The 26,275-nt window shown below is 67.9% G+C and carries 22 protein-coding genes; 9 read left to right on the top strand and 13 right to left on the bottom strand.

All coding sequences use genetic code 11. The annotated features are described in order from the left end of the window. Nucleotides 1-3 precede the first annotated feature (3 nt). A complete protein-coding gene (locus M2282_RS06725) occupies nt 4-594 on the bottom strand; it encodes an HD domain-containing protein (RefSeq protein WP_280807998.1) in 591 nt (196 codons plus the stop codon). A gap of 130 nt (nt 595-724) precedes the next feature. On the opposite strand from M2282_RS06725, the gene M2282_RS06720 reads away from it, so the two are divergent. Continuing rightward, complete coding sequence (locus M2282_RS06720) at nt 725-1,447, top strand: Crp/Fnr family transcriptional regulator (protein WP_280807997.1); 723 nt, start codon at nt 725-727, stop codon at nt 1,445-1,447. Between the two features lie 6 nt (nt 1,448-1,453). On the opposite strand, the gene M2282_RS06715 is transcribed toward M2282_RS06720, so the two are convergent. After that, nucleotides 1,454-2,617 (bottom strand): ABC transporter substrate-binding protein, encoded by a 1,164-nt coding sequence (locus tag M2282_RS06715; RefSeq protein ID WP_280807996.1) that lies wholly within the window; start codon nt 2,615-2,617, stop codon nt 1,454-1,456. Between the two features lie 83 nt (nt 2,618-2,700). Here M2282_RS06715 and M2282_RS06710 point away from each other — a divergent pair, with 83 nt between their 5' ends. Continuing rightward, nucleotides 2,701-3,180: an energy transducer TonB gene (locus M2282_RS06710; RefSeq protein ID WP_280807995.1), complete on the top strand. Its 480-nt coding sequence runs from the start codon at nt 2,701-2,703 to the stop codon at nt 3,178-3,180. A gap of 10 nt (nt 3,181-3,190) precedes the next feature. On the opposite strand, the gene trmB is transcribed toward M2282_RS06710, so the two are convergent. The 4 genes from trmB to M2282_RS06690 all read right to left on the bottom strand — a co-directional run bounded on the left by trmB (nt 3,191) and on the right by M2282_RS06690 (nt 7,003). Beyond that, complete coding sequence (gene trmB, locus M2282_RS06705) at nt 3,191-3,946, bottom strand: tRNA (guanosine(46)-N7)-methyltransferase TrmB (RefSeq protein WP_280807994.1); 756 nt, start codon at nt 3,944-3,946, stop codon at nt 3,191-3,193. Continuing rightward, nucleotides 3,943-4,857: a tRNA glutamyl-Q(34) synthetase GluQRS gene (gene gluQRS, locus M2282_RS06700; protein ID WP_280807993.1), complete on the bottom strand. Its 915-nt coding sequence runs from the start codon at nt 4,855-4,857 to the stop codon at nt 3,943-3,945. The genes trmB and gluQRS overlap by 4 nt, the downstream gene beginning before the upstream one ends. Nucleotides 4,858-4,869: 12 nt before the next feature. Then, entirely contained in the window at nt 4,870-5,952 is a 1,083-nt protein-coding gene (locus M2282_RS06695; protein ID WP_280807992.1) for an NAD(P)/FAD-dependent oxidoreductase, read from the bottom strand. A 97-nt stretch (nt 5,953-6,049) separates the two neighbouring features. Beyond that, nucleotides 6,050-7,003, bottom strand: a complete 954-nt coding sequence (locus M2282_RS06690) for a LysR substrate-binding domain-containing protein (RefSeq protein WP_280807991.1) — start codon at nt 7,001-7,003, stop codon at nt 6,050-6,052. Between the two features lie 161 nt (nt 7,004-7,164). Between M2282_RS06690 and M2282_RS06685 the strand changes: the two genes are divergently transcribed. The 5 genes from M2282_RS06685 to M2282_RS06665 all read left to right on the top strand — a co-directional run bounded on the left by M2282_RS06685 (nt 7,165) and on the right by M2282_RS06665 (nt 10,407). Further along, complete coding sequence (locus M2282_RS06685; RefSeq protein ID WP_280807990.1) at nt 7,165-7,866, top strand: pirin family protein; 702 nt, start codon at nt 7,165-7,167, stop codon at nt 7,864-7,866. 77 nt (nt 7,867-7,943) lie between these two features. Continuing rightward, nucleotides 7,944-8,354, top strand: coding sequence for a DoxX family protein (locus tag M2282_RS06680; protein WP_280807989.1), 411 nt, complete (start codon nt 7,944-7,946; stop codon nt 8,352-8,354). Nucleotides 8,355-8,385: 31 nt separating this feature from the next. Further along, on the top strand, nt 8,386-8,937 hold the full coding sequence (locus M2282_RS06675; protein ID WP_280807988.1) for a flavodoxin family protein: 552 nt from the start codon (nt 8,386-8,388) through the stop codon (nt 8,935-8,937). Between the two features lie 25 nt (nt 8,938-8,962). Beyond that, on the top strand, nt 8,963-9,895 hold the full coding sequence (locus tag M2282_RS06670; protein WP_280807987.1) for a pirin family protein: 933 nt from the start codon (nt 8,963-8,965) through the stop codon (nt 9,893-9,895). A gap of 95 nt (nt 9,896-9,990) precedes the next feature. Continuing rightward, nucleotides 9,991-10,407 carry a hypothetical protein gene (locus tag M2282_RS06665; protein ID WP_280807986.1) on the top strand — a complete coding sequence of 139 codons (417 nt, stop codon included), beginning with the start codon at nt 9,991-9,993 and terminating at the stop codon, nt 10,405-10,407. A gap of 60 nt (nt 10,408-10,467) precedes the next feature. Here the strand turns inward: M2282_RS06665 and M2282_RS06660 are convergent, their stop codons facing one another. The 5 genes from M2282_RS06660 to M2282_RS06640 form a co-directional block, all read right to left on the bottom strand. Then, entirely contained in the window at nt 10,468-12,036 is a 1,569-nt protein-coding gene (locus M2282_RS06660) for a tripartite tricarboxylate transporter permease (protein WP_280807985.1), read from the bottom strand. Nucleotides 12,037-12,040: 4 nt separating this feature from the next. Then, complete coding sequence (locus tag M2282_RS06655; protein ID WP_280807984.1) at nt 12,041-12,532, bottom strand: tripartite tricarboxylate transporter TctB family protein; 492 nt, start codon at nt 12,530-12,532, stop codon at nt 12,041-12,043. A 129-nt stretch (nt 12,533-12,661) separates the two neighbouring features. Beyond that, complete coding sequence (locus M2282_RS06650; RefSeq protein WP_280807983.1) at nt 12,662-14,188, bottom strand: sensor histidine kinase; 1,527 nt, start codon at nt 14,186-14,188, stop codon at nt 12,662-12,664. After that, complete coding sequence (locus M2282_RS06645) at nt 14,154-14,855, bottom strand: response regulator (protein ID WP_280807982.1); 702 nt, start codon at nt 14,853-14,855, stop codon at nt 14,154-14,156. Before M2282_RS06645 ends, M2282_RS06650 begins: the two co-directional genes overlap by 35 nt. Before the next feature lie 13 nt (nt 14,856-14,868). Beyond that, nucleotides 14,869-15,660 (bottom strand): sulfurtransferase, encoded by a 792-nt coding sequence (locus M2282_RS06640; RefSeq protein WP_280807981.1) that lies wholly within the window; start codon nt 15,658-15,660, stop codon nt 14,869-14,871. Between the two features lie 148 nt (nt 15,661-15,808). Here M2282_RS06640 and dnaE point away from each other — a divergent pair, with 148 nt between their 5' ends. Beyond that, nucleotides 15,809-19,327: a DNA polymerase III subunit alpha gene (gene dnaE, locus M2282_RS06635; RefSeq protein ID WP_280807980.1), complete on the top strand. Its 3,519-nt coding sequence runs from the start codon at nt 15,809-15,811 to the stop codon at nt 19,325-19,327. 95 nt (nt 19,328-19,422) lie between these two features. Then, entirely contained in the window at nt 19,423-19,812 is a 390-nt protein-coding gene (locus M2282_RS06630) for a YgiW/YdeI family stress tolerance OB fold protein (protein WP_280807979.1), read from the top strand. On the opposite strand, the gene M2282_RS06625 is transcribed toward M2282_RS06630, so the two are convergent. Together M2282_RS06625 and M2282_RS06620 are read right to left on the bottom strand one after the other, a co-directional pair. After that, nucleotides 19,787-25,033, bottom strand: a complete 5,247-nt coding sequence (locus M2282_RS06625; protein ID WP_280807978.1) for an AAA domain-containing protein — start codon at nt 25,031-25,033, stop codon at nt 19,787-19,789. The two genes, M2282_RS06630 and M2282_RS06625, sit on opposite strands and share 26 nt — an antisense overlap. Continuing rightward, nucleotides 25,030-26,250 carry a SprT-like domain-containing protein gene (locus tag M2282_RS06620; protein WP_280807977.1) on the bottom strand — a complete coding sequence of 407 codons (1,221 nt, stop codon included), beginning with the start codon at nt 26,248-26,250 and terminating at the stop codon, nt 25,030-25,032. The genes M2282_RS06625 and M2282_RS06620 overlap by 4 nt, the downstream gene beginning before the upstream one ends. Between the last annotated feature and the right edge of the window lie 25 nt (nt 26,251-26,275).

The following is a 26,275-nucleotide window of genomic DNA, read 5'->3' as shown; positions in this document are numbered from 1 at the left end:
GGGTCAGGCCGTGGCCGGCTCTTTCAGCACGGTCTTGTAGATGCTCTGCTTGGGTTGCGCCATCAACCGGCGCAGCATGGGCTCGAATTCACTGATCGGCAAGGTCTCGGCCTTGGGGTCGAATGCGGGGTTGTCGTAGAGCGCGCAGAACTCGGCCGTGCGCTCGTAGTGCGGGTTGTCCTTGAAGTTCTCGCGCATGTCGCGGTCCAGCCCGATGTGGTGGAAGAAGTAGTGGCCCTGGAAGATGCCGTGGTGCTGCACCATCCAGTGGTTGGCTTCGCTCACGAAGGGCTTCAGGATCGCGGCGGCGATGTCGGGGTGGTTGAAGCTGCCGAGCGTGTCGCCGATGTCGTGCAGCAGCGCGCACACCACGTACTCCTCGTCTCGGCCGTCGCGGAGGGCCCGGGTGGCGGTCTGCAGCGAGTGGGTGTAGCGGTCGACCGGAAAGCCGCCGTAGTCGCCTTCCAGGATCTGCAGGTGCTTGATCACGCGCGCGGGCAGGCCGCCCGCGAACTGCATGAACTCGCCGCCGATCAGTTGCCAGTCTTCGCGCGTGCTTTCCTGCATGCTCTTGAAACTTGCGCGTGCGCTCATCGTGTCGTCTCCGTTGTTCGTCTGTGCGGTGGCGGTCACTGTAGACCTGCACTTGACGCTCAACTGTCAAGAATTTGACAATGCAGGGTGCTGGTAAACCCCTGTGCCCGCAGGCACCAAGCCTTTTCCGATGCCTCCTTCCACCAAGCCGCGTCTCTCCGCCCCGCACCGTGCCGCGCTCGAGGGCAACCCCTGGTTCACCAGCATGCCGCGCGCGCAGCGCGATGCGCTGGTGGGCGCGGCCGAACTCCTCCATGTGCGGCGCGGCACCATGGTGTTCCGCCAGGGCGACCCGATCCATGCGTCGGGCGGCGGCTTCTACGGGCTGGTGGCAGGCACGATCAAGATCTCGTCGCTGCGCCAGGACGGACGCGAGGCCATTCTTGCGGTGCTGGAGCCGGGCAACTGGTTCGGCGAGATCACGCTGATCGACGGTTCGCCGCGCACGCACGACGCCACCGCGCTCGAGGCACTCGACCTGCTGGTGGTGTCGCCCGAAGCCTTCGCGCGGCAGATGCGCGACGTGGTGTTCTCCAACGCCATCGCCGCAATGCTGGCGGCGCGCGTGCGCATGCTCTACGGGCTCACGGAAGACGCCACCTTGCGCAGCCTGCGCGCGCGGGTGGCGCACCGGCTGCTGGTGCTCGCGCGCGGCGATGCCACGCAATCGGTGCACCTGCGGCACACACTGATGCTGCCGCAGGAAGCGCTCGCGATGATGCTCGGCGTGACGCGCCAGACGCTCTCGAAGGAACTCAACGCGCTGGCCGGCGAGGGCGTGATCGCGCTGGGCTACGGGCGCATTGAACTGCTGTCGCTCGATGCGCTGCAGCGGCTGGTCAGCACGGGTTGAAGCCGTTTAGCGCAGGACGCGCCCGTCCGCCGAGATGCTGATCAGGTCGATGCTGCGCACGTTGTCCCGCAGGCCCGGGCGCAGGTTGATGCGAAAGCCGCCCACGTCGTAATCGGTCATCGCGGTCATCGTGCGCTGCAGCGTCGCGGTGTTGAAGCCGCGGCCCGCGCGCCGCACTGCTTCGCCCACGGCCTTGGCCGCGATGAAGCCTTCGAGCCCTTCGTACGACGCGGTCTGGTCGGAGTTGTCGACCGCAGCGAGGTACTCCTTGACGATCGGAATGGCCGACGGCCGCGGCGAGGGCACCACCTGCGAGATCACGATGCCGCCGATGTCCTTGCCCAGTTCCGCGTAGAGCGGATCGATGCCGACGATCGAGAAGGCCATGAAGTTGCCCGTGTAGCCGCTCTTGCGGAGCTTGCGGATCGCGCTGGCCGTGGTGCCCGAGAGCGATACCAGCACGATGGCCTGCGGCGATTTCTCTTGCACGGTCTTCAGCATGGCGTCGAGCTTGTCGCCGCCCGCCGGCACCAGCGCGGTCGCGACCAGCGGCGTGAGCTTGAGTTCGGTGATCGCCTGCTGCACGGCGGCGAGGCCGGCGCGGCCCATGGCGTCGTCGTCGCCCACGAAGGCCACGCGCGTCTGCCCCACGGTGGCGCACTGGCGCACGATCTTGAGGGCCTCGTCGATCATGCCGGGCCGCACATGGAACACATTGGGATGCTCGGCGCCGCGCAGGTTGTCGGAGGCCGCGAACGGCGCAAAGAGCAGGCTGCCCTGCTGCGTGGCGACGTTCGCGCCGGCCTCGCTGCTGGCGGTGCCGACGAAGCCGAAGAGCAGGTCGGCCTTCTGGGCGCCGAGCAGGGTGCGCGCGTTGGCGCTGGCGCGGGCGGCTTCGTAGCCGTCGTCGAGCTGGACCAGCTTCAGCTGGAGGCCGGTGGTGGCGTTGCGGGTGTTGAAGTCGCTCACCGCGAGCCGGCTGCCAGCCGCGAAGGCGCTGCCGATTTCAGCGGCGCCGCCGGTCAACGGCACCGATTGCCCCAGCAGCACGACGCGCGGCGCGCCGCCCGTGCGGGTGGCCTGCGCGAACGCGTGGGGGATGCCGAAGCCGCCTCCCAGCAGCAGCGCACCACATGCCTGGCCCAGCCATTTCCTGCGCGACTTGTTCATCGGACACCCTTTGCTAACAATTAGTAAAAAAGTGTAGCAATAACGGGGCCAAGGCGGTAGGCGTGGGTGCTACAGAATTCCCTATGAAAACTGCTTTTCTTTGGGGAGGCGCGGCGGTGTGCGCCGCGCTCGTGGGGTGCGCCGTGCCGCAACGCGATGTCGTTGACATCGCCGAGCCAGCACAGGTGCCGGTGCCTCCTCCCGAATTGCCGCCGCCCCCGGTGATCGAGGCACCGCCTGCCGGGCCGAGGCGGCCAGAGCCACTTGCCGTGCCGCCGGCCACGCCGGCCGTCCAGACGAGCGCGCAGATCCTCCAGCGGCACATGCCCGACTATCCGGCCGCCTTGGCGGACGAGGGCGTGGAGGGCCAGGTGATCGCCGTTTTCTACGTGGGTGAAGCAGGCACGCCCGAGGACGTCCGCATCGAGAGGTCGCCGCACCCGCTGCTGTCGAAGGCGGTGCTCGACGCGCTCAAGGGGTGGCGCTTCGAGCCGGCGCGGTCGGCCGACGGGCGTCCGGTGCGCACCCGGATGCGGCTGCCGTTTCGCTTCCAGGGCGAATAGCAGGTCTTCTTCAGGCCCGCTCGAACACCAGGTCCCACACACCGTGGCCCAGCTTGATGCCGCGGTTCTCGAACTTGGTCAGCGGCCGGTAGTCGGGCTTGGGCGCATAGCCTTCGGCCGTGTTGCGCAGCAGCGGCTCGGCCGCGAGCACCTCGAGCATCTGCTCGGCGTAGGGCTGCCAGTCGGTCGCGCAATGGATGTAGCCGCCGGGGCGCAGGTGCTGCGCCAGCTTGGTTACGAATTCGGGTTGGATCAGTCGGCGCTTGTTGTGGCGCTTCTTGTGCCACGGGTCCGGGAAGAACACATGCACGCCGGCCAGCGTGCCGGGCTGCAGCATGTGGTCGAGCACGTCGACCGCGTCATGCGCGCAGATGCGGATGTTCGAAATCGACTGCTCGCCGATGCGCTTGAGCAGCGCACCCACGCCGGGTTCGTGCACCTCGCAGCAGAAGAAGTTCGTCTCGGGCAGCACCGTGGCGATGTGCGCGGTGGCCTCGCCCATGCCGAACCCGATCTCCAGCACCGTCGGGGCAACGCGGCCGCCGAAGGCCGCGGTCAGGTCCAGCGGCTCGGGCGTGTAGGGAATGAGGAACAGCGGCCCCAGTTCGGCAAAGGCGCGCGCCTGGCCATCGGTGGTGCGGCCCGCGCGCTTCACGAAGCTCTTGAGACGGCGGTGCAGCGGATGCGGCTTGTCGGCACCTGCGCTGTCGTCTGTGTTGTCGTCGCTGGGCGGGAGGTCGTGGGGCACGGTGTCGGGAAAGGTCATAACGGCCGCGAATTGTAGAGAGCGCGCCATTCGGGCACCCAGCCGGCCAGTGCGGCCCCGCAGGAGGTGGCTGCGGTGGCATGCAGCCCGAGCACGCGCGCGGCCGCATCGAGCGCCGCCAGCGCGGCTTCGGGCGTCGATGTGTCGATGGCCGTGGCGCCGTTCTGCTTGGAGAGCTTGTCGCCATCGGCGCCGCGCACCAGCGGCGTGTGCAGGTAGCTGGGCGTCGGCAGGCCGAGCGCGCGCTGCAGCAGGATCTGGCGCGCGGTGTTGTCGGCCAGGTCTTCGCCGCGCACCACGTCGGTCACGCCCTGTTCGGCATCGTCGACGACCACGGCGAGTTGATAGGCCCATGGGCCATCGGCACGGCGCAGCACGAAGTCGCCGACCTCGCGGCTGACGTCCTGGTGCTGTTCGCCCAGGCGGCGGTCGGTCCAGCGGAGTTCGCCGTGCTGTGCCGATTCGAACTTCTCGGTGGCGAAGCGCCAGGCCCGCGCAGGCTTGCCGTGCAGGCCGTCGCGGCAGGTGCCCGGGTACACGCGCTCCCCATGCCGCTCGTGCCGCTGGCCGAGCCGTGCGAGCGCGGTGTCGATGTCCTTGCGCGAACACCCGCAGGGGTAGGCGAGGCCGAGGGCTTGCAGCTTCTGCAGCGCCGCTTCATAGCGCGCCGTGCGCTGCGTCTGCCACACGGGCGTTTCGTCGGGGAGCAGGTGGCAGTCGGCGAGCTGCCGCAGCATGTGCTCGCCCATGCCGGGCAGGCACCGCTCGGTGTCGGCGTCCTCGATGCGGATCAGCCAGCGCGCCTGCGCGCCGCGTGCACGCACGTCGAGCCAGCTCGCGAGCGCGGCCACCAGCGAGCCGGCGTGCAGCGGGCCGGTGGGCGAGGGCGCGAAACGGCCGGTCTCACGCATCCCGCTGAAGTGTCAGATCACCGCAAGCGCCAGCGAAAGGCCCGAGAGGAAAGCGTCTTCCACCCGATGCCCCGTGCACCAGTCGCCGGCCACGCCGATGCGGGCCTTGGCATCCCAGAGGTGCGTCTTGCCCACGGGCACCTGCGTCTGCGCTTCGGTCCAGCAGCGGGTTTGCGCATGCGAGGGCACGGCGTGGATGCCGGTGATCTCGGCGAAGGCGCGCAAGAGCTTGGCCTCGACGCGCGGTGCGTCGTCGCGCAGATGCTCCTGCGACCACGCGGCGCTGGCCTGTAGCGTCCAGCGCTCGATGCGTTCGCGGCCGGGCTTGGACGATTCGCGCGCCAGCCACGCCACGCGGTGGTGGGTGCTGCGCGCCGCGTTCCACTGCGGGCCGAGGTGCGACATGTTGGCCTGGTTGGCCTGGGGGAAGGCGATCATCAGCGTCCAGCAGGGCGCGATGCGCACCGGCTCGATCTTCTGGCTGATGGAGGCCGACAGCTTGCCGTCGCCCAGCAGCATGCGGGTGCGCGAAGGCGGCACGGCGAGCAGCACGGCGTCGAAGCCCGAGTACACATGCTGCGAATCGTCTTCGCCGGCGGTGCGCAGCTGCCAGCGCCTGGGGTCGAGCGCATCGGGTTCGATCTGCGTGACCTGCGTGCTGGCGATGAGGTTGCCGGCCAGCGGTGCGGCCCAGTGGGCCACCAGTGCGTCCATGCCGGGCTGCGCGACCCAGTGCGATTCGCGGCCGGGCAACGCGGCCTCGGCCACGCGGCCGTGGGCGTCGAGCACGCGCACGAGGTTGGCGCTCCAGGGGCGGCAGAGGTTGGGCGTGGCTTCGAGCGCCAGTGCAAAGCGCGGATCGCGCACGGTGAAGTACTGCGCGCCGCTGTCGAAGCGGCCGAAGGCCGTGTCGATGCTCGCCATGCGGCCGCCGGGTGCGGCCTCGCGTTCGAACAGCGTGACCTTGTGGCCGGCCTGCACCAGCGTGCGTGCGCAAGCCACACCGGCGATGCCGGCGCCGACGACGGCGTAGTGGCGGGGGGTGGAGGGTGTTCGGTGGCGGTCGGTCTGCTTTGCAGTTGCGCGAGTGGTCATGAAGGACTCTTTTCTTTTGACAGGGGAGACGATGAATGTGTCCGCACTCTACATCGGTCTGCATGGGTGCTCGGGAGAGCGCGCCTCAGGGCTTTCCTCAGCGCCCCCGATGCCGCTCGAGCAGCGCACGCCGCGTGGCCTCGTGCTCGAACTGCGCGAGCCACCATTCGAGCGCACGCCCCGGCCCGCCCGCGCTGCGCACGCGCCATGCGCAATGCATGGTGCCCAGCGGCGGCGTGCGCTCGGTCTGGCGTTCGATGAGGTGTCCCGCTTCGATGTACGGCCGCGCCATCGGCTCGGGCAGGAAGCCGCCGCCCAGCCCATGCAATTGCGCCGCGAGCTTGGCCTGCATGCTCGGCACGGTGAGCACGTCCTGCCCGCCCACGAGGTTCACCGTCATGCTCGGCCCGCTGCGCACCGAGTCGGCCGCCGCGACCGCGCGGTGCTGGCGCAGCACCGCATCGGTCAGGGGCTCGGGCAGGCGCGCGAGCGGATGGTGCGGCGCCACCGCATACACGAAGCGCAGCTCGCCGATGGGCCGGCTGCGGATGCCGGTGGCCGTGAAGGCGAGGCTCGCGGCATCCAGCACGGCGCCGATGGCGAGATCGGCCTCGCCGCTGGTCAATGCCTCGATGGTGCCCAGCAGCGTCTCGTCGCGCAGCTTGAGCCGCGTGGGCGGATCGAGCGCGAAGAAGGCCGTGGCCAGGTCGAGCAGCGGGTCGCGAGCGATCACGCTGTCGACCGCGATGGTCAGCATCGGCTCCCAGCCGGTGGCCACGCGCTTGACGCGATTGGCCACCGCGTCGATCTCGTTGAGCAGGCGCGTCGACTCGCGCAGCAGTTCGGCGCCGGCCTCGGTGATGCGCGCCTGGCGCGCGCTGCGGTCGAACAGCAGCACGTCGAGCGCGTCCTCGATCTGGCGCACCCGGTAGCTCAGCGCGCTGGGCACCAGGTTGAGCTCGCGTGCGGCGGCGGCAAAGCTGCCGGTGGCGGCCACGGTCTGCAGCATGGCGAGCGCGTCGGGGGTCAGTACGTCTCTGGCGCTGGGCATGGCGGCTCCATTGATCAAAAAATTTGAATGATGCCATCAAAACCCGGCGCTTTTACCCAGGGGGTGCGGGCCTAAAGTTCTTCTCATCCGCTGCGCATCCGGCGCGGCATACGAAGAAGGCCCGAACATCCCCCCGGGGGAACGGCCAAAGGAGTTTGACGATGTTGCAAGTCCGTAAATCACAGGAACGCGGTTATGCCGACCATGGCTGGCTGCGCTCGTTCCACAGCTTTTCCTTCGCCGGTTACTACGACCCGGCCCACATGGGCTTCGGCAACCTGCGGGTGATCAACGAAGACCGCGTGGCCGCGGGCGCCGGCTTCGGCACCCATGGCCACAAGGACATGGAGATCATCAGCTACGTGCTCTCGGGCGAACTGGCGCACAAGGACAGCATGGGGAACATCGAATCCATTCCGCCGGGCGACGTGCAGCGCATGAGCGCCGGCCGCGGCGTGATGCACAGCGAGTTCAACCACAAGAAGGACGAGACCACGCACTTCCTGCAGATCTGGATCGAGCCCAACGTGCGCGGCATTGCGCCGGGCTACGAGCAGAAGCAGTTCAGCGATGCCGAGAAGCGCGGCAAGCTGCGCCTGGTGGCGTCGCCCGACGGTAGCGAGGGCTCGGTGAAGGTGAATGCCGATGCGCGCCTCTTCGCGGGGCTGCTCGACGGCGACGAGAAGGCCAGCCTGGCGCTCGACCCGGCACGCAAGAGCTATGTGCACCTGGTGCGCGGCGAGCTCGAAGTGAACGGCCAGAAGCTCGTGGGCGGCGACGCCGCGATGCTCGAAGGCGAATCGCAACTGACGCTCGGCGGCGGCAAGGATGCCGAAGTGCTGGTGTTCGACCTGACTGCTTGATCCATGGCCGGGCGCTTGTCGCCCGGCTTTTTTTCTGTCCCCTGTATTTCATTCAACAACCCGAGGAGTTTTCAACCATGGCAAACAACACCACCCATCCCTTCAATGCAGCCCAGGACGCCTTGGCGCTGATCGGCCGCATCCTGATTGCCACGCTGTTCATCCCGGCCGGCTTCGGCAAGCTGATGGGCTTTGCGGGCACCGTCGGCTACATCACCAAGGTGGCGGGCCTGCCGCTGCCCGAGGTAGGCGCAGTGATCGCGATCGTCGTCGAACTGGGCCTGGGCATTGCATTGCTGGTGGGCTTCAAGACGCGCTGGACGGCCCTGATCATGGCGATCTTCACGGTCGCCACGGCCCTGTTCTTCCACAAGTTCTGGGCCGACGCGACGCAAAATATCCAGTTCTTCAAGAACATGGCCATTGCCGGCGGCCTGCTCGCTTTCGCAGCCTTCGGCCCCGGCCGCTTCAGCCTGGACAAGCGCTGATCCCTAACCCCGACACAAGGAGCACCCGAACATGGCCAACATTGTTGTCGTCTTCCATTCCGGCTACGGCCACACCCAACGCATCGCGCAAGCCGTGGCGGAGTCGGCCGGCGCGCAGTTGCTCGCCATCGACGCCGACGGCAACCTGCCCGAAGGCGGCTGGGAAACCCTGGCCGCGGCCGACGCCATCGTCTTCGGCTCGCCGACCTACATGGGTGGTGTGAGCTGGCAGTTCAAGAAGTTCGCCGACGCGTCGTCGAAGGTCTGGTACACGCAGGGCTGGAAAGACAAGCTCTTCGCGGGCTTCACCAACAGCGCCACCATGAACGGCGACAAGGTCGCCACCATGACCTACCTCTGGACGCTCGCGATGCAGCACAGCGGCATCTGGGTCAGCATGGGCATCCTTCCGACGAACAACAAGGCGGCCACGCGCGACTCGATGAACTACGTGGGCGGCTATGGCGGCTTGCTGACGCAATCGCCGTCGGACGCGAGCCCGGCGGAGATGTTCAAGGGCGACTTCGACACAGCCCGCGCATTCGGTGAGCGTATTGCCGCGGTGGCAAGATCGCGCGGATAAAACCCAGCCACCCACGGAGCCCCCGATGACCGACCCCACCGCCCAGGCCCAGTTGCCCCAACTGCTTCAACCGCACGACAAGGACCTGGGTGGTGGCTTCAAGGTGAGGCGCCTCCTGCCCGCGGCGCAGCGCCGCTCGGTGGGGCCCTTCGTGTTCTTCGACCATTTCGGGCCTGCCACCGAGCAGCCCGGCGCCGAGCACGACGTGCGGCCGCATCCGCACATCGGCCTGGCGACGGTCACCTATCTTTTCGAGGGCGCGATGATGCATCGCGACAGCCTCGGCAGCGTGCAGGAGATCCTGCCTGGTGCCATCAACTGGATGACCGCCGGGCGCGGCATCGTTCACTCCGAGCGCAAGCCCGAGCGCCTGAAGGCCGACACCTACGTGAACCACGGCCTGCAGCTCTGGGCCGCGTTGCCGCAGGCGCATGAAGAGGTCGAGCCGAGCTTCGAGCACACGGCGGCCAGCGCCATTCCCGAAGTGATGGCGCAGGGCGCCCAAGTGCGCGTGCTGGTGGGCGAGGCTTTCGGCCAGCGCTCGCCGGTGAAGACACTGGCGCAAACGCTCTATCTCGACATCGCGCTGCCCGCGGGCGGCCGTTTCGAACTGCCTGCGCTCGCGCCCGAGCTGGCGATCTACGCCGTCGATGCCGATGCGCGCGTCAACGGCGAAGCGATTCCCGCGCACACGATGGCGGTGCTGCCCGACGGGCAGGGCGCGGTGCTGACCTCCGACACGGCAGTGCGCCTGATGGTGATCGGCGGCGAGCCGCTCGACGGCCCGCGCTACATCACCTGGAATTTCGTTTCGAGCCGGCGCGAGCGCATCCTCGAAGCCGGTGCCGACTGGGCCGCGCAGCGCATGGGCCATGTGCCCGGCGAGACTGAATTCATTCCGCTGCCGGGCAAGCCCTTCGGCGTGCGTGAGCCCGACACGGGCACCACGCCGGTCTGAGCCAGTCGTTCACACGCGGGTAGTAAGCTGCGCCCCGCAAACGGCGATCGAGGGGATCGCCGTCCCAACGACATCCCAGAAAGGGAGCAAGGCACATGGCAGTTTTCCGGACCCCCGAGGTTGCACCGGGCGAATACGGCGATCTTTTCGAGTTCCTGATGAAGGAGCTGAAGCTCTTCAAGCGACAGCTGCTGGTCATGCTCAAGCATGTGCAGACCGGCGAGTCGATGGTCTTCGAGGAAGCCTGGTACGACTACCACCTGAAGGCCCGCATCACCCACCTGCTCAAGACCGACGACTACGCCGCCGTTGCCGCGCTGCCGATCAACAAGAAGGGCCAGACCGGCATCTACATCGAGACCCGCTACGTGAAGAGCGGCAAGCTCGTCGGCCTGCAACTCGTGGAGGCCCGGCCGCATGAAGGTGGGCGCTACGTCGGCCTCACGCCGGCGGTGGTGTTCACCGATGCGGACGGCGAACGCATGCTGCCGTTCGCGCAGAAGCTCAAGTAGCAGCTTCAACGAAAAAGGGCCCGACTGATCGGGCCCTTCGCATTTGCGCATCCGTCAGGCTTATTCGTTGCCAATCGCGACGGTTTCGGACGGCGACGCACCGTCGGGCGCCTTCGGCAGTTCGATCATCGACTTGCGCCCCGCGCGGGCGCGCCACGCCGAGTAGCCCACGCCGGCCAGCAGCAGTGCGCACAGGCCGATGAAGGTGCCGCTGATCGGCCGCGTCACGAACACCGACATGTCGCCGCGCGAGAGCAGCAGCGCGCGGCGGAAGTTCTCTTCCACCATCGGCCCGAGCACGAAGCCCAGGAGGATCGGCGCGACCGAGAACTCCAGCGTCATGAGCAGCGCGCCGACGATGCCGAACACCAGCACTTCCCAGATCTGGAACAGGCTGTTCTGCGTGCTGTACACACCCGTCGCAATGAAGAACATCGCGGCCGGGAACAGGTACTTGTAGGGCACCTTCAAGAGCTTGACCCACACGCCGATCATCGGCACGTTCAGGATCACGAGGATCACGTTGCCGATCCAGAACGAAGCGATCAGGCCCCAGAAGATGTCCGGATGCTCGGTGATGAGCTGCGGGCCGGGCTGGATGCCCTGGATCAGCAGCGCACCGAGGATCAGCGCCATCACCGCATCGCCCGGAATGCCCAGGCTCATCGTCGGGATGAAGTCGACCTGCGTCTTCGAGTGGGCCGAGGCCTCGGGCCCGGCCACGCCTTCGATCATGCCGGTGCCGAACTTGTCGGGCGTCTTCGACACTTTGCGCTCCAGCGCGTAGGCAATGAAGGTGGTGATGGTCGGGCCGGTGCCGGGCATGGCGCCGAACACCGTGCCGACGATGGTGCCGCGGATCATCGCGGGGAAGGCGCGCTTGAGTTCTTCCTTGCTCGGGCGCATGTCGCTCAGCTTCAACGTGCCCGTGTCGCCGATGGCCTTCATGCGGTTCACGTTGAGCAGGAAGTCGGCCACGCCGAAGAGGCCCATCGAGATGGCCACCAGCTCCAGGCCGTCGCTCAGCTCGGGCAGGCCGAACGCGAAGCGGAAGCTGCCGCTGTTCACGTCGGTGCCGACCACGCCGCACAAGAGGCCGAAGATCGTCATCGCCACGCCCTTGAGCGGCGAGCCGCGCGACATGGTCGAGCCCGCGAGCAGGCCCAGCAGCATGATCGAGAAGATCTCGGTCGGGCCGAACTTGAAGGCGATCTGCACCAGCAGCGGCGAGGCGAAGATCATCACGATGATGCCGACCGACGCCGCGAAGAACGAGGCGATCATCGTCACCCCGAGCGCGACGCCGCCCTTGCCCTGCTTGGTCATCGGGTACCCGTCAAGACAGGTCACCGCATGCGGCGGGTGCGAGGGCATGTTCATCAGGATGGCGCCGATGGCACCGCCGTACTGCGAGCCGTAGAAGATGCCCGCCAGCATCAGGATCGCGGGCACCGGGTGCATCGCGTAGGTGAGCGGCAAGAGGATCGAGATGGCCTGCAGCGCGCCCATGCCCGGCAGCACGCCGATCAGGTTGCCCACCAGCACGCCGAAGAACGACCACAGAAGATTGGAGCCCTGGAACGCGACACCAAAGCCGAACCAGAGGTCGTGGAGCGATTGACCGATCATGATTTCAGCCTCCCCATTGGAACAACGGCAGCTGAAGCTTCAGCGCCCACCAGAACACCACCACCGCGATGAACGACATCGCCAGCGAGAGCAGCACCGCCTCGGTCAGCGTGTTGTCGCGGTCGCCGAGCGCCGAGATGAACACGATTGCGAAGGTCGCCGGCAGCAGGCCGCCGTATTCGCCGAACAGCAGGAACGCGAGGATGCCCAGGATGATGCAGATGCAGCCGCGCAGATCGGGCATGCCGCCCGGGTGGCCGTGCGATGCAGCCTCTTCGCCGCCCGAGGGCTTGTCGCCGCGCGCGGAGATCGCGATCAGGAGGCCCGTGAGTGCGAGCAGGCCGCCGAGCGCCACCGGGAAAAAGCCCGGCCCCATGTGCGCGAGTTCGCCGACGCGGTAACCCACGCCGGCATAGACGGCCGCCAGGCCAATGACCACGAGCAACGCGCCGCCGTAGTAGTCTTTTTTGAATCTGGATGCGAGCGGTTGCTGCATAGGGCCCCTTCGATTTGGAAGGAGCGGAGTCTAGGAATCGAGGCTTTCAATCCCCTTTCGATGCCGGCGCCGGAGGCCTTGCGACCCTCAAAATACGTGTAATTGCTTACGGCACTACCCGCGAAAACCCTAGGTGGAAGCGGTCGCCAGCGGCAGCTTCAGGATGGCGCGGAGGCCGCCGCCGTTGGCGCTCTCCGGCATGTCGGCGCTGTCGAGTTCGATCTCGCCGCCGTTGCGCCGCGCATAGCTGCGCGCGATAGTGAGGCCCAGGCCCGCGCCCTGCGCGGCGGTGTGGGCGGACGGGTCGCGATGAAAGCGCTCGAAGACGCTGTCGCGCCGCTCGGGCGCGATGCCCGGGCCGCTGTCGCACACTTCGGCCAGCGCATGCGAGGCTTCGCGCCGCACGGTCACCGTGATGTTGCCGCCACGCGGCGTGTACTTGATGGCGTTGTGCACGAGGTTCGCGAGCACCTCGTGCAGCTCGGCACCGTTGGCCTTCACGGGCAGCGGCGGCGGCTCGTCCTGCGCCTCCGATTCGCCGCGTGCATCGACCCAGCCCAGGTCCTGGTCGTGCTCGCGTGCAAGCGGCAGGTATTGCAGCACCACGGCGCGCGCGATGTCGCTGAGGTCGACCACCGCCGCCTCGGCGCCCGCGACCTCGTCTTCGGTGGTGGCATGCGCGAGCGCCAGCAATTGCTCGCTCAGGCGCCGCGTGCGCGCCAGCTGCGCGACGATGGCATGCAGCGATTCGCGCATGCGCTCGGGGTCGGTCTCGCGCACCGCGTAGCCCGCCTGGATCGACAGGATGCTCAACGGCGTGCGCAGCTGGTGCGAGGCATCGGCCAGAAATTGCGACTGCTCCGCCACCATGCGCCGGTGGTCCGCGATGTGGTGGTTGACCGCGTCCACCAGCGGCACCACCTCCTGCGGCACGCCGCTCGCGTCCAGCGGCTTCAGGTCGTCGCGCGGGCGTTCGCGCAGCGACCGGCGCAGGCGCTCCAGCGGGCGCAGCGTCCAGGCCACGCCGAGCCACACCAGCACGGCCATCACCAGCACCATGCGCGCGTCGCGCAGCAGCTCCTGCCTGAGCGATTCGTTCTGCGCCTGCAGCCGCGGGCCGGTGCCTTCGGCGGCCTGGATGAGCACGCTGTATGCGGTGCCGGGCCGCGTGTTGTCGTAGACCGTCTGGCGCAGCGCGGCCACGCGCACCGGGTGCTGCTCGTGCACCGCGTCGTAGAACACCGGCGTGCCGTCGGGCAGCGTTTCCGCAGGGCGGGGCAGGCCGGGCACGCCCATGAGCGTGTCCTCGGGCGCGTTGGGGTCCAGCGTCTCGCCCTTGGGGATGCGCTGCACGCCGACATGCAGGTACTTGTAGCGCAGGTGCGTGGACTCGAACATAGCCTGCACCGAGAAGGCCTCCTGCACCCGCACGCTGCCATCGCTCGCGACCACGATGCCGTTGGCCAGTGCCTGCACCGGTTCGAGCAGGCTCTGGTCGTAGGCAACGACCAGCGAATCGGTGAGCGTGCGGTAGTCGTTCCAGCTGTCCAGCGCCAGCAGCGCGACGATGCCCGGCAACAGCAGCGCGAGCAGGCGCGCGCGGATGCCGAAGCGCTGCGGCTCAGGCCGCGGCGGTTGGGGCGCCTGCGGGTCCATCGGCGATGCTCTCCAGCATGTAGCCCAGTCCGCGCACGGTGACGATGCGCACGTCGCTGTCCGCGAGCTTGCGCCGCAATCGGTGCAGGACCACCTCGATGGCGTCGGGGCCCGCGGTGCTGTCGTTGGTGAACACCTTGGCGAAGAGCTGCGACTTGCCGACCGGCGCACCGCTGCGCATCAGGAGCGCGGTGAGCGCCGCTTGTTCCCGCGGCGTGAGCGACAGCAGCGTGCCGCGCAGCGTGAAGGCGTGGCTCTCGCTGTCGTACGAGAGCGAGGCGCACTGCAGCCGCGGATGCTGCTTGCCGCGGCTGCGCCGCACCAGCGCCGCCAGGCGCGCCTCGAGCTCGACCAGCTCGAAGGGCTTGGTGAGGAAATCGTCCGCGCCGAGGTTGAGGCCGCGCACCCGGTCCTGCAGCGCGCCTTGCGCGGTGAGGATGAGCACGGGGGTGCGGTCGTCGGCATCGCGCATGTCGGCCAGCACGCTCAGCCCGTGCTTGTCGGGCAGGCGCAGGTCCAGAACGATCGCGTCGTACTCGGTGCCGGCCATGAAGGCCTCGGCGGTGCGCGCATCGGGCGCGTGGTCGGCGACGAAGCCGCTCTGGGTCAACGCCCGGATGAGCCACGAGGCCATGTCCAGTTCGTCTTCCACCAGGAGGATGCGCATGAGGAGTTGCCGGTTATTTCTTCAGGCCGCGGCCCAGGTCGATGTCTTCCGAGGCGCGTGCGCTGGCATCGGCCGCGCGCGCGCTCAGGTCGGGCGCCAGGGCGCGCCGGCCATCGAACACGAAGCAGTCGCCGTGGTAGTGCGCGCCGCCGACTTCCTCGAAATATTTCAGGATGCCGCCTTCGAGCTGCAGCACATGCTCGACGCCTTCCTCGCGCATCAGGATCGCGGCCTTCTCACAGCGGATGCCGCCGGTGCAGAAGCTCACCACGGTCTTGCCCTTGAACTCCTCGCGGTGCGCCTTCAGCGCGGGCGGGAATTCGGTGAACTTGGTGATGCGCCAGTCGATGGCGCCGTCGAATGTGCCTTCGTCGACCTCGAAGTCGTTGCGCGTGTCGAGCAATGCGATCTCGCGGCCTTCGTCGTCGTGGCCTTGGTCGAGCCAGCGCTTGAGGGTGTGGGCGTCCACGCCGGGCGCCCGGCCCGCGGAGGGCTGGATGGCGGGGTGGTCCATGCGGATGATCTCGCGCTTGAGCTTCACCAGCATGCGCCGGAAGGGCTGCGCGGCGGACCAGCTTTCCTTGGTTTCGAGGTCGGCGAAGCGCGCATCGGCACGCAGACCGGCCAGGAACGCATGGACGGCATCGGCGGTGCCCGCCAGAAACAGGTTGATACCCTCGGGCGCCAGCAGGATGGTGCCCATGAGGCCCAGGGCCTGCGCGCGGGCGCGCAGGTCTTCACGCAGCACGGGGCTGTCGTCTATGGCCACGAATTTGTAGGCCGCGATATTCAGAATCTCTTGCACGGGGCGCGATTCTAGGTGCCGCCGGGCCGCCCCAAGGCACCGGGCCTCCCCCTCGGGGGGTGGCGAAGCACACGAAGTGGCAAGCCGGGGGGCCCAATTTAGGGATTGCCAACCCACATCGTGGACTACCGGTTTCTACAATGGCGGGATGTTTGTTCACCTGCGCCTGCACACCGAATTTTCCGTCGTCGACGGCACCAACCGGATCGACGAAGTCATCAAGGCGGCCGCTGCCGACAAGCAGCCCGCACTGGCCATCACCGACCTGAACAACCTGTTCGGGGCGGTCAAGTTCTACAAGGCCGGGAGAGGCAAGGGCGTCAAGCCCGTCATCGGCGCTGAAATCTTCATCGAAGGGCTGGGCAAGGAGCCCGGCGTGCTCACCCGCCTCGTGCTGCTGGTGCAGAACATGGAGGGCTACCTGAGCCTGTCCGAGCTGCTGGCGCGGGCCTGGACGCAGAACGTGGGCCGCGGCCAGTCGCAGGCGGCCTGCAAGCTCGAATGGCTCGAAGAACTCTCGGGCGGGCTGATCGCGCTGTCGGGTGCGCAGGCGGGGCCGCTGGGCACACCGCTGCTGCAGGGGCAGGAGGAGCGTGCCGCCGAACTGGCGCTGAAGCTCGCGGGCATGTTCCCGCACCGCTTCTACATCGAGCTGCAACGCGCGGGCCGTCCGGAAGACGAGCCGCACGTGGTCGCCGCCGTGAAGCTCGCCGCGCGCCTCAAGCTGCCCGTGGTCGCCACGCACCCGGTGCAGTTCGCTGAACGGCAGGACTACGAAGCGCACGAGGCGCGCGTGTGCATCTCCGAAGGCGAAATCCTCGGCAACCCGCGCCGCGTGCGCAAGTTCACCGAAGAGCAGTACTTCAAGTCGTCCGCCGAGATGCAGGCCCTGTTCGCCGATGTGCCGAGCGCGCTGGCCAACACGGTCGAGATCGCCAAGCGCTGCAACCTCACGCTGGTGCTGGGCAAGCCGCAGCTGCCGGATTTCCCGACGCCCTTTGTGAGCGAAGGCGTGCGCATGCCGATCGGCGAGTTCTTCCGCCAGGAATCGTTCGAAGGCCTGGAGGTGCGGCTCAAGCACCTGTACCCCGACGAGGCCAAGCGCAATGCCGAACGGCCGCGCTACGTGGAACGCCTGGAGTTCGAGATCAACACGATCCTGAACATGGGCTTCCCCGGCTACTTCCTGATCGTGGGCGACTTCATCAAGTGGGCCAAGGAAAACGGCTGCCCCGTGGGCCCGGGCCGGGGCTCGGGTGCCGGCTCGCTGGTGGCCTATGCGCTCAAGATCACCGACCTCGACCCGCTCGAATACAAACTGCTGTTCGAACGTTTCCTGAACCCCGAACGCGTCTCGATGCCCGACTTCGACATCGACTTCTGCCAGGGCAACCGCGACCGCGTGATCGACTACGTGAAGGACAAGTACGGCCGCAACGCCGTGAGCCAGATCGCCACCTTCGGCACCATGGCCGCGCGCGCGGCCATCCGCGACGTGGGCCGCGTGCTGGACATGAGCTACATGTTCTGCGACGGCATCAGCAAGCTGATTCCGAACAAGCCGGGCATGTCGGTCACGCTGCAGTACCCGCCCGAGAAAAAGATCGAGGGCGACAAGAACAACTACGCCATCGAGATGGAGCCGCAGCTCGCGCAGCGCATCGAGAAGGAAGAAGAAGTGCGCATGCTGGTCGAGCTCGCGCAGAAGCTCGAAGGCATGACCCGCAACATCGGCATGCACGCGGGCGGCGTGCTCATTGCGCCGGGCAAGCTCACCGACTTCTGCCCGCTCTACCAGCAGCCCGGCAGCGATTCGGCCGTGAGCCAGTACGACAAGGACGACGTCGAAGCCATCGGCCTCGTGAAGTTCGACTTCCTGGGCTTGGCCACGCTCACCATCCTGGAGATCGCCAAGGACTTCATCGTCGCGCGCCACAAGGGCCAGGAGAACTTCGCGTTCGAGAACATTCCGCTGAAGGACGCGGCCACCTATCGGCTCTTCTCCGAAGGCAAGACCGAGGCGGTGTTCCAGTTTGAATCGCGCGGCATGCAGGGCATGCTGAAGGACGCGCGGCCGACGCGCCTGGAAGACCTGATCGCGCTCAACGCGCTGTACCGTCCCGGCCCGATGGACCTGATTCCCAGCTTCGTGGCGCGCAAGCACGGCCGCGAAGAGGTGGAGTACCCGCACCCGGCCGTGGCCGAGATGCTCTCCGAGACCTACGGGATCATGGTCTACCAGGAGCAGGTGATGCAGACCGCGCAGATCCTGGGCGGCTACTCGCTCGGCGGCGCCGACCTGCTGCGCCGCGCCATGGGCAAGAAGAAGCTCGAGGAGATGGCCGAGCACCGCGAGAAGTTCCGCGCGGGCGCGCTCGCCACGCACGGCATTCCGCAGGACAAGGCCGACGAAATCTTCGACTTGATGGAGAAGTTCGCGGGCTACGGTTTCAACAAGTCGCACGCCGCTGCCTACTCGCTGCTGGCGTATCACACGGGTTGGCTCAAGGTCCACTACACGGCCGAATTCTTCTGCGCCAACATGACCGTGGAAATGGACGACACGGACAAGCTCAAGCTGCTGTTCGAAGACGCCCAGAAGAACTTCGGCATCACCTTCGAGCCGCCGGACGTGAACCGCGGCAACTACCGCTTCGAGCCGGTCACCGACAAGGTGATCCGCTACGGCCTGGGCGCCGTCAAGGGCACGGGCCAGCTCGCGGTCGAAGCCGTGGTGCGGGCGCGCGAGGAGGGCGGGCCGTTCAAGAGCCTGTTCGATTTCTGCGTGCGCATCGATCGCCAGCGCATCAACAAGCGCACGGTCGAGGCGCTGATCAAGGCCGGCGCGTTCGATGCGATCCAGCAGAACCGCGCGGCGCTGATCGCGTCGGTGGACCGGGCTTTCGAATTCGCGAGCGCCACGGCCGCCAATGCGGCGCAGGTCGATATCTTCGGGGATGCCGAACATGGTTCCGCAACTGCCGAGCCCGACCTCGTCGACGCCACGCCCTGGGGCGTGAAGGAGCGTTTGACGTACGAGAAAACGGCCGTCGGCTTCTACCTTTCAGGCCATCTGTTCGACGAGGTCTCGCACGAGGTGCGGCGCTTCTGCAAGCGCGAAATCGGCGACCTGCTCGACAGCCGCGACCAGCAGGTCATCGCGGGCATCGTGAGCGACTTCCGCGTGATCAACGGCCAGCGCGGACGGCTCGCGATCTTCAAGCTCGACGACAAGTCGGAGTCCATCGACGCCACGGCCGACGAGGCGCTGATCAACGCCAACCGCAATACGCTCAAGGACGACGAACTCGTCATCGTGAGCGGCCGGCTGCAGCCCGCACGCGGCGGTTTCGAGGCGCGCTTCCAGGTGCAGCAGGTGTGGGACCTTGCGACGGCACGCTGCCGCTTCGGCAAGTTCCTGCGCGTGGCAGTCAACGGCAAGGCGCCGGACATCGCGCGGCTGGTGAAGGACTTTCCGCCCCGCACCGAACAGACGGAAGTCGGCGACCTCGTGCAGGGGTTGCCGGTGCGCCTGTCGATGGCGCGCGGCGGCGCACAGGTCGAGCTGCAACTGGGCGAGCGCGCCAAGTTCTTCCCGACCGATGCCGCGCTCGCGAGCTGGACGGCGCAGGCGGAGGCGGGCAAGGCGCTGATCGTCTACGAGTGAATGGCCCTTGGCTTTCGAGGGTCGTGGAACATTCGGGCGCGTACGACGTCCATCTGTTTCTTCACAACCAGGCTGATCACGGAGGAACGATTGCCATGACCCATACCAAGACCAAGACCAAGACCACCAAGACTTTGAAGACCGCCGCGCTCGCCCTCGGCATGTCGCTGGCGATGTCCGCGGCCCTCGCCCAGTACGCCGGCCCCAGCAGCGTGCCGGCGATGACGGTCAAGCAACTGCTGGACACCGGCAAGGACGACCAGCACGCCACGCTGCGCGGCTTCATCGTCTCGCACGATGGCGGCGAGCACTACACCTTCGCCGACGACAGCGGCCGCATGAAGGTGGAGATCGATGCCAAGCACTTCCCGGCCGGCGTGAAGATCGACGACAAGATGCGCGTCGAGATCACGGGCGAGTTCGACAAGGACCTCGTCGGCAACAAGGCCGAACTCGACGTCAAGCGGCTGAGCCTGGCGCGCTGACTTCAGGGGCGGCGGGCTCGACAGCCACACCGCCCTTGTTGCCCTTTTTCCGGAGCGCCAACTCGATCTGCTCGAGCACGGCCTCCGGCGCGTGCAGCCAGTCCTTGGCCAGCACCTGCACCACCTGCCATCCGAACGCATCGAGCACCCGCGGACGCGAGACATAGCGCTCGAGCACGTTGCGGTTCTCGTAGTGCGTGGCCGTGTCCACGAGGATGCCCAGCGCATAGTGCTCGGCCTCCGGTGCACGCAGCGCCAGGTCGCAGCGAAAGCGCGATTGCCCCACCTGCTCATCGACCGCATGGCCGCGCGCACGCAGCGCGGCCGCGAGTTGCGCCGTCACCTCGTCGGCGCGAACATGCTGTGCGCTGCTGCCGCGCGTGAGCGGGTTCATGCTTTCGAGCACGCGCCGCGCGGTCGCCGAATCTCCGCGCGACAGGCACTCCGCATAGCGCAGGAACTGCTTGAGCGCCGCGGCGCCTTCGTTGTGGTCGTTGGTGATCGCCTCGTGGCGAATGGTCGAGACGACTGCCATGTGGTGCCGCGCCCGGCTGAAGATCACATTGAGCCGCTTCTCGCCGCCGCGCTGGTTGATCGGGCCGAAGTTCATCAGCATCCGCCCCTCGGGGTTCGGGCCGTAGCAGATGCTCAGGATGATGATGTCGCGCTCGTCGCCCTGCACGTTTTCCAGGTTCTTGATGAAGAGCCCGCAGAACTGGTCGTCTTCCTCGCGCACGTACTCGGCCTCCAGCCGCGCGGCGAAGTCGTTGTCGATGGCGCCCAGCGCATCGAGCTCGGCCTCGATCTCGGTCTGCTGCGCTTCGGAGAACGCGACGATGCCCAGGCTGCGCCCGGTCTCGCGCTTGAGCAGCTCGCGCACCAGCTGCGCGATGTGGCGTGCCTCGCCGTCGTTGATGCGGTTCTCATACACCGCATCGGTCACGCGGTGGAAGCTGATGGCGCGCGAGAGCAGGGCGTCGACGTTCGCGGCCACCGATTCCTCGGTCGGGTTGCGCGACTGCACGAGGATCTCTTCGCGCGCATCTGCCGGAAGGCTGCGGTCTGGAATGGTGAAGAGATTACCCGCGTAGAAGGCCGCATTCGAAAAGCCGATCAGCGACTCGTAGCGGCTGCGGTAGTGCCAGGCCAGCAGCGTGGCCGGCAGGTTGCGCGCGCCCTGGTTCAAGAGGCTGTCGGCATCGAGCACCACGGCGATGCGGTCGCCACCACCTTCGCTCTCATCCTCGACCGAGACAGTGTCGTCCTCGGGGTCGCGGCCCGAGGAGAAGAAGCTCGTCGGCGGCAACTGCATCTCGTCGCCCACCACGATGATCTGCGGCGCGCGGTAGAGCGCGGGCACGGCTTCTTCGACCGGGATCTGGCTCGCCTCGTCGAAGATCACCACGTCGAACAGGTCGGCCGCGAGCGGCAGCGTGTCGGACACCGAGAGCGGGCTCATGAGCCAGATCGGCTTCATGTCGCGCACCACCTGGCCGGTCTCGCCCGAGGCGAGTTCGCGGATTGCCTTGTAGCGCATGGTCTTGCCGAACTCGTGTTCGAGCTCGCGCCGGCCCGCGTTGTAGCTCTTCTTGAAGAGCTTGCCGCCAGCGTCGAGCTGGCTCGCGGGGAGGGCACTTTTCTGCACATGGTCGCGAAAGCGCTGGCGCACCGCGGCGGCTAGCGTGCGGGCATTGTGGTCGAGCAGCTTGCGCTCTCCTTCGGCCAGGCGTTGCGCATGGCGCGCGAGCGCGGCGCTGTCGAAGCGCGGCAGCCAGCGCTCGGTGCGGTAGACGCGCTCCAGGCCTTCGCGCGCGACGGCGTATTCGATGGCTTCGGGCGGGAGCGGCAGCGTGCGCAGGGCCTTGGCCAGGGCCGGGTCGGCATCGGCCAGTTCCTGCAGGTGGGGCAGCACGGTCGGCAGGGTGTCGGCCTGTTCGCGCAGCGTGCGGGCCAGTGCTTCGAGCGAGGCCAGCGGCTGCGCGGTGGGGTCGTCCAGCAGGTCGTGCCACAGGGCATCGAGCGCGTCGGTGCGCTCACCGAGCGCGGCCTGCCGTTCGACGTCGCGGCTCGCGCCGGGCTCGGTGCGCAGGTGCGCGTGGAAGGCTGCGCGCACGTTGTTGCCGGTCGCATCGCCGCGGCGCAGGGCATCGAGCTGCTGCACGAAGTCGTCGGGGTCGGTGCAGCCGTAGGTGGCCTTGATCTGTGCGGCCTGCTTGCCGACAGCGGCGCGGGCCGTGTGCTCGGCCAGCAGTTCTTCGAGCACCTGGCTGGGCTGCGGGCGCACCGCGTGCTTCGCGAAGTTGTAGCGGCGCTTGAGTTCGCCCGACAGGCGCCACCACGAGGGCTGGAGCCAGCGCAGCAGGGAGCCCTGTTGTGCCTTGGCCTGGGCGAGGCCGGCTTCGGTGTCGCCCGGCGAGAACTTGTCTTTCCAATTGCTTGTGCGTGCCAAGGCTTCGTTCAGCACTTGCTGCAATGCGCGGCGCTGCGCCATCGCTTCGCTGAACGCGAGGCTGGTGGGGTGTGCGGTGTCGAGCAGCGAAAGATGCCCACGTGCGGCGAGCGCAGAAACACGTCGCGCGTCGGTCACCACGGCCAGTGCGTCGCCCCAGAGCGTGCGGGCTTCCACCAGCGGCGACCAGGCTTCGATCAACGCATCGCGATGCGGCCCGATCTGTTCAGCCGCGCGGTCGCTGAGTTCGACCAGCCGCGCCAGCGGCCGCTCCTGCCGCAGCAGCACGGGCGCGAGTTGCGCGAAGGCATGCGCCGACAGATGCGGCACGCCGAGGCTTTCGGTGACGGCGAGGTGCAGGCGCGCGACCAGGTCCTCATGCCGGCGCCAGGCCGCGAAAGCGGGCAGAGCCTCGGCCTGCAACGGTGTCAAAGCGGGATCGTGCGGCTTGAGCGCGATCAGCCGCGCCATCAGCGTGCGCACCGTCACGGCCAAGTGCTCGGGCACCTCGCGCATGGCGGCGTCGAAGCGTTCGAGCGCTTTCAGGTCGGCGTCCATGGTGTCGACGAGTTGCGTGCGCTCGCGGGTCTCGGCATCCAGCTCCTCGGGGGCCGTGAGCCAATGCTCGTAGGTCTTCTTGAGGTTCTGCACGAAGGCCTTCTTGTCGCCTTGCGAGTCGTGGATCATGCAGCACAGCTCGTCCAGCCCCTGCTGCCGCAGGCGGTGGAACACCACGTCGATGGCCGCGCGCTTCTCGCAGACGAAGAGCACGCGCTGCCCTCGGCCCACGTAGTCGGCAATGAGGTTGGTGATGGTCTGCGATTTCCCCGTGCCCGGCGGTCCCTGGATGATGTAGCTGGTGCCGGTGCGCGCGAGCGCCACCGCAGCGGTCTGCGTGGCATCGGCCTGCACCACGGGCCACTGGTCGGCCAGCGGCAGCGCGGCCGGCGTCTCGGCATCGACCTGGCGCGGCTGCAGCGAGAACACGCGGTCGAAGGCATCGCTCGCGATCTCGGTTTCGCTCAGCGCCGAGTAGTCGCGCACCAGCGACATCTTGCGGTGGTTGAAGTTGCCGAGCGTCACCGAGGTCAGGTCGACGTCCCACTGGTACGGATTGCCGGTGCTCTCGTGCAGCGAATAGGTCTGCTGCTCGGTCCGCGCGGCGGTCGAGGCCATTTGCGGTGTGCGAGGCATCGGCCGTGCGCCGACCGCACCACGCAGCGGCAGAGGAACCGGCCGCACCCTCGCGTGATAGAGCTGCAGGCCCAGCGGGCGGAAGTCGTCCTTCGCATAGCTGAAGTCCTGCGCGGTCACCGGCTGCGCGCCGGGGTTGCGCACGCGGGTGCGCCGCTTGAACTGTTCGAGCCGCTGGCGGGCGCGCTGGTGGATCAGCTCGATCTCGGGCTGCTTCACAAGCCGCAGCTGCACGCCGGGCTCCGTCGTCGCGATCTGCGCGGCCAGCTGGGCGTGGAACTGCTCGATGGTGGTTTCGCGCAGGTCGATGGTCTCGGGCAGCACGATGCCGTAGAGCTGGCGCAGGTGGTGCCTGAGCGTCGGGTTGACCTGCGCTTCGCTGGAGGCCGCTTCGAGCAGGTACTGGTCCTTCACGCCCTTCTTGCGCGTGAGCTCGACCGACAGCATCAGGAGCGGCGAGGCGATGCGTTCGGCCCGCTCGGCCTCTCCTTCCTTCAGGTTGTGCCAGCGCAGGAAGGCGATGACCAGCGACAGCTGCGAGAAGCCGTATTCGGAGCGGTCGCGCCGCGCCTCCTGCAGGATGCGGTCGAGCGCGCCTGGCAGATACGGCTGGTCTTCGAAGCGCAGCCAGCGCGCGAGCGGCACGGGGTCGCAGGTGGCGATATCGCTCGCGAAGCGGCCGTCCCACACGCAGAGCTGGTCGACGCGGATGTTCTTGATGTCCACCACCAGCGGCACGCTCGCCACCGTGAGGTTCACATGCGTCTGGCTGGGCTTGAAGTGCAGCAGGCGGTTGCGGCGCGAGAGGTCGAAGAGGCGGTCGCGCAGGTGCACACGGATCGCCTGGCGGCGCTGGCCTGCACCGTCCTTCGCGGGCGCGATGCGGTCGAGGCCGAGGTCCAGCGGCTGGTCGCGGTAGGTTTCGAGGCGGCGGATCACCGAAGGCAGGTCGCGTGCGCGTTCGTGGCGGTCGAGCGCGGTCATCTCGCCGATCACCGCGCCCACCACCGGGTGCAGGCGGCGGTTGAGCGCGAACAGGTTGCCGCGGCTCGCGACGAAGCGGGCCAGCTCCTCGTTGTCGGTGAAATCGAGCCCGCAGGAGAGGCTCGCGAGCACCTGGCCGAGGCAGAGGATGTCGGTCAGCGCGTCGTGGTGCGCAAAGCGCAGTTCCCAGGCGGTGTAGCCGGGCAGGTAGACGGGGCGCGTCGGCAGGGCGTCGGGCGCGGCGTCGGCCATGAGCGCGAGGTTCTCGACCGAGACGCCTTCGTCGGCGTCGAGCGTCACGCGATGCTCGCCGACCACGCGCAGCACCGAGGCGGCGGGTGCTTCGAGCGGTGCGATGGCTTCGCGGTTCTGGCGCGGTTCGATGCCTTCGGGCTGCACGAGCACCAGGGCGGGCGTGTCGTCGACGCGGTAGGCGAAGGCGGTGCCGAGCGCGGCGACCTTGCCTTGCTCGTGCAGTGCGGACACTTCGCGCAGCAGCGGCAGCACGAGGCTCAGCACGTCGTCGGTCTGCAGGCCGCCGTGGGCGTCGGCGGTGTCCAGCAGTTGCAGAAGGGGAGCGACGGGAGCGGTCATGCGGATGCGCCTTGCAGGTGTTGTGCGGCGGCCTTTTCGAGCAAGGTCGCGGCATCGCGCTTCACGCGGGTGAGGCTGCGCTTGGGAAAGCGCATGTCCTTCACCACGCGCTCTTCGAGCTGCGCGGCGCAGCCCATTGCTTCGGCAAGGCCGAGCGCGGCGGCGAGTGTGATGTCGTCCAGGTCCGGGTCGGCCGCGACGAAATCGACCAGCACGCTGGCGAGGTAGTCGTGCACGCCCGCGGGCACAGGCCCGGGTGGTGGCATCGGACTGGCGGGTGGCGCGAAGTTCGGGAAGAAGCGACGTGCATGGGCCAGCAGCGAATCGGACTGAAGGAAGGGCCGCTGCAGCAACTGGGCGATGGTCTCGCGCGTCAGCGCGTCGGCGCGCTGCTGCCCGAGCAGGTCGAGCGTGGCGAGGTCCAGCGGACCTTCGAGCGCGCCGGCCAGCCACTCATCAGCCTCGGGCTGGCGCTCGGTCCAAAGGCGCAGCGCGCGCGCCCGCACGAACACCTCGGGGTGGCTGGTGCCGCGCGTCTGGAGCTCGGGCGCTGCGCAGATCTCGTCGGCCTGCCGCAGGTAGCTCGCCGCGTTGACCTGCGCAAGGCCCGTCTGCACCTTGACCAGCGCGGTGACCGCCGGTTCGAGCGATTCGCAGGCGATGCAGGCGCCGCGGTCTGCAAAAGCCTCGGTGTAGAGGCCGTAGCGCCGCGCCGCGTGCAGGTGACTCGCGTCTGCGCGGGAGTCGGCGGCCGCGGCCTGCAGGATGCGGTCGACCACGTGGTACTTGCCGCCGTCGCGCTCCCACAGCAGGTAGTGCGCCAGTTCATGGCCGAGCACGGCCTGCAGTTCGGGGCCTTGCAATCGTTCGAGGAGCGGTCCCGAGAGCACGATGTGCGCCTCGCCGGGCAGGAAGAAGAGGGTGGCGTTCATCGTGCCGTCGCCCGCCTGGTAGAGCGCGATGCGCGCCGTGATGCCCAGGCGCTGCGCTGCCGCATTGCAATGCGCATGCAGCTCGGGGTGGGCATCGGCATCGAGCCGGTACGAATTGCGCAGCAGGTCCGCGCGGACCGCGGCGGCATGCTCCTCGCGCGCCTCGGCGGAAGCGGCCCATCGCCACACCTCGGGCTCGTTCGCCTGGAGATGGGCGGCCAGAGCTTGCTGGTAGGGGAGCGGGGTCAGGTCTTCGAGGCGAACGGCAGGAGGGGTGTCGACCATGTCAGGAGCGCCATGCAATGAGTTG

The sequence above is a fragment of the Variovorax boronicumulans genome, from assembly GCF_029892485.1.
Lineage (GTDB): Bacteria > Pseudomonadota > Gammaproteobacteria > Burkholderiales > Burkholderiaceae_C > Variovorax > Variovorax boronicumulans_B.
Note: the sequence above shows the minus strand (reverse complement) of the source record. Positions and strands in the feature narration are given on the sequence as shown.

What these genes read in the sequence shown, in the direction of transcription:
- M2282_RS06725 (WP_280807998.1), bottom strand. Translation starts at nt 594, where the DNA reads ATGAGCGCACGCGCAAGTTTCAAGAGCATGCAGGAAAGCACGCGCGAA.
- M2282_RS06720 (WP_280807997.1), top strand. Translation starts at nt 725, where the DNA reads ATGCCTCCTTCCACCAAGCCGCGTCTCTCCGCCCCGCACCGTGCCGCG.
- M2282_RS06715 (WP_280807996.1), bottom strand. Translation starts at nt 2,617, where the DNA reads ATGAACAAGTCGCGCAGGAAATGGCTGGGCCAGGCATGTGGTGCGCTG.
- M2282_RS06710 (WP_280807995.1), top strand. Translation starts at nt 2,701, where the DNA reads ATGAAAACTGCTTTTCTTTGGGGAGGCGCGGCGGTGTGCGCCGCGCTC.
- trmB (WP_280807994.1), bottom strand. Translation starts at nt 3,946, where the DNA reads ATGACCTTTCCCGACACCGTGCCCCACGACCTCCCGCCCAGCGACGAC.
- gluQRS (WP_280807993.1), bottom strand. Translation starts at nt 4,857, where the DNA reads ATGCGTGAGACCGGCCGTTTCGCGCCCTCGCCCACCGGCCCGCTGCAC.
- M2282_RS06695 (WP_280807992.1), bottom strand. Translation starts at nt 5,952, where the DNA reads ATGACCACTCGCGCAACTGCAAAGCAGACCGACCGCCACCGAACACCC.
- M2282_RS06690 (WP_280807991.1), bottom strand. Translation starts at nt 7,003, where the DNA reads ATGCCCAGCGCCAGAGACGTACTGACCCCCGACGCGCTCGCCATGCTG.
- M2282_RS06685 (WP_280807990.1), top strand. Translation starts at nt 7,165, where the DNA reads ATGTTGCAAGTCCGTAAATCACAGGAACGCGGTTATGCCGACCATGGC.
- M2282_RS06680 (WP_280807989.1), top strand. Translation starts at nt 7,944, where the DNA reads ATGGCAAACAACACCACCCATCCCTTCAATGCAGCCCAGGACGCCTTG.
- M2282_RS06675 (WP_280807988.1), top strand. Translation starts at nt 8,386, where the DNA reads ATGGCCAACATTGTTGTCGTCTTCCATTCCGGCTACGGCCACACCCAA.
- M2282_RS06670 (WP_280807987.1), top strand. Translation starts at nt 8,963, where the DNA reads ATGACCGACCCCACCGCCCAGGCCCAGTTGCCCCAACTGCTTCAACCG.
- M2282_RS06665 (WP_280807986.1), top strand. Translation starts at nt 9,991, where the DNA reads ATGGCAGTTTTCCGGACCCCCGAGGTTGCACCGGGCGAATACGGCGAT.
- M2282_RS06660 (WP_280807985.1), bottom strand. Translation starts at nt 12,036, where the DNA reads ATGATCGGTCAATCGCTCCACGACCTCTGGTTCGGCTTTGGTGTCGCG.
- M2282_RS06655 (WP_280807984.1), bottom strand. Translation starts at nt 12,532, where the DNA reads ATGCAGCAACCGCTCGCATCCAGATTCAAAAAAGACTACTACGGCGGC.
- M2282_RS06650 (WP_280807983.1), bottom strand. Translation starts at nt 14,188, where the DNA reads ATGGACCCGCAGGCGCCCCAACCGCCGCGGCCTGAGCCGCAGCGCTTC.
- M2282_RS06645 (WP_280807982.1), bottom strand. Translation starts at nt 14,855, where the DNA reads ATGCGCATCCTCCTGGTGGAAGACGAACTGGACATGGCCTCGTGGCTC.
- dnaE (WP_280807980.1), top strand. Translation starts at nt 15,809, where the DNA reads ATGTTTGTTCACCTGCGCCTGCACACCGAATTTTCCGTCGTCGACGGC.
- M2282_RS06630 (WP_280807979.1), top strand. Translation starts at nt 19,423, where the DNA reads ATGACCCATACCAAGACCAAGACCAAGACCACCAAGACTTTGAAGACC.
- M2282_RS06625 (WP_280807978.1), bottom strand. Translation starts at nt 25,033, where the DNA reads ATGACCGCTCCCGTCGCTCCCCTTCTGCAACTGCTGGACACCGCCGAC.
- M2282_RS06620 (WP_280807977.1), bottom strand. Translation starts at nt 26,250, where the DNA reads ATGGTCGACACCCCTCCTGCCGTTCGCCTCGAAGACCTGACCCCGCTC.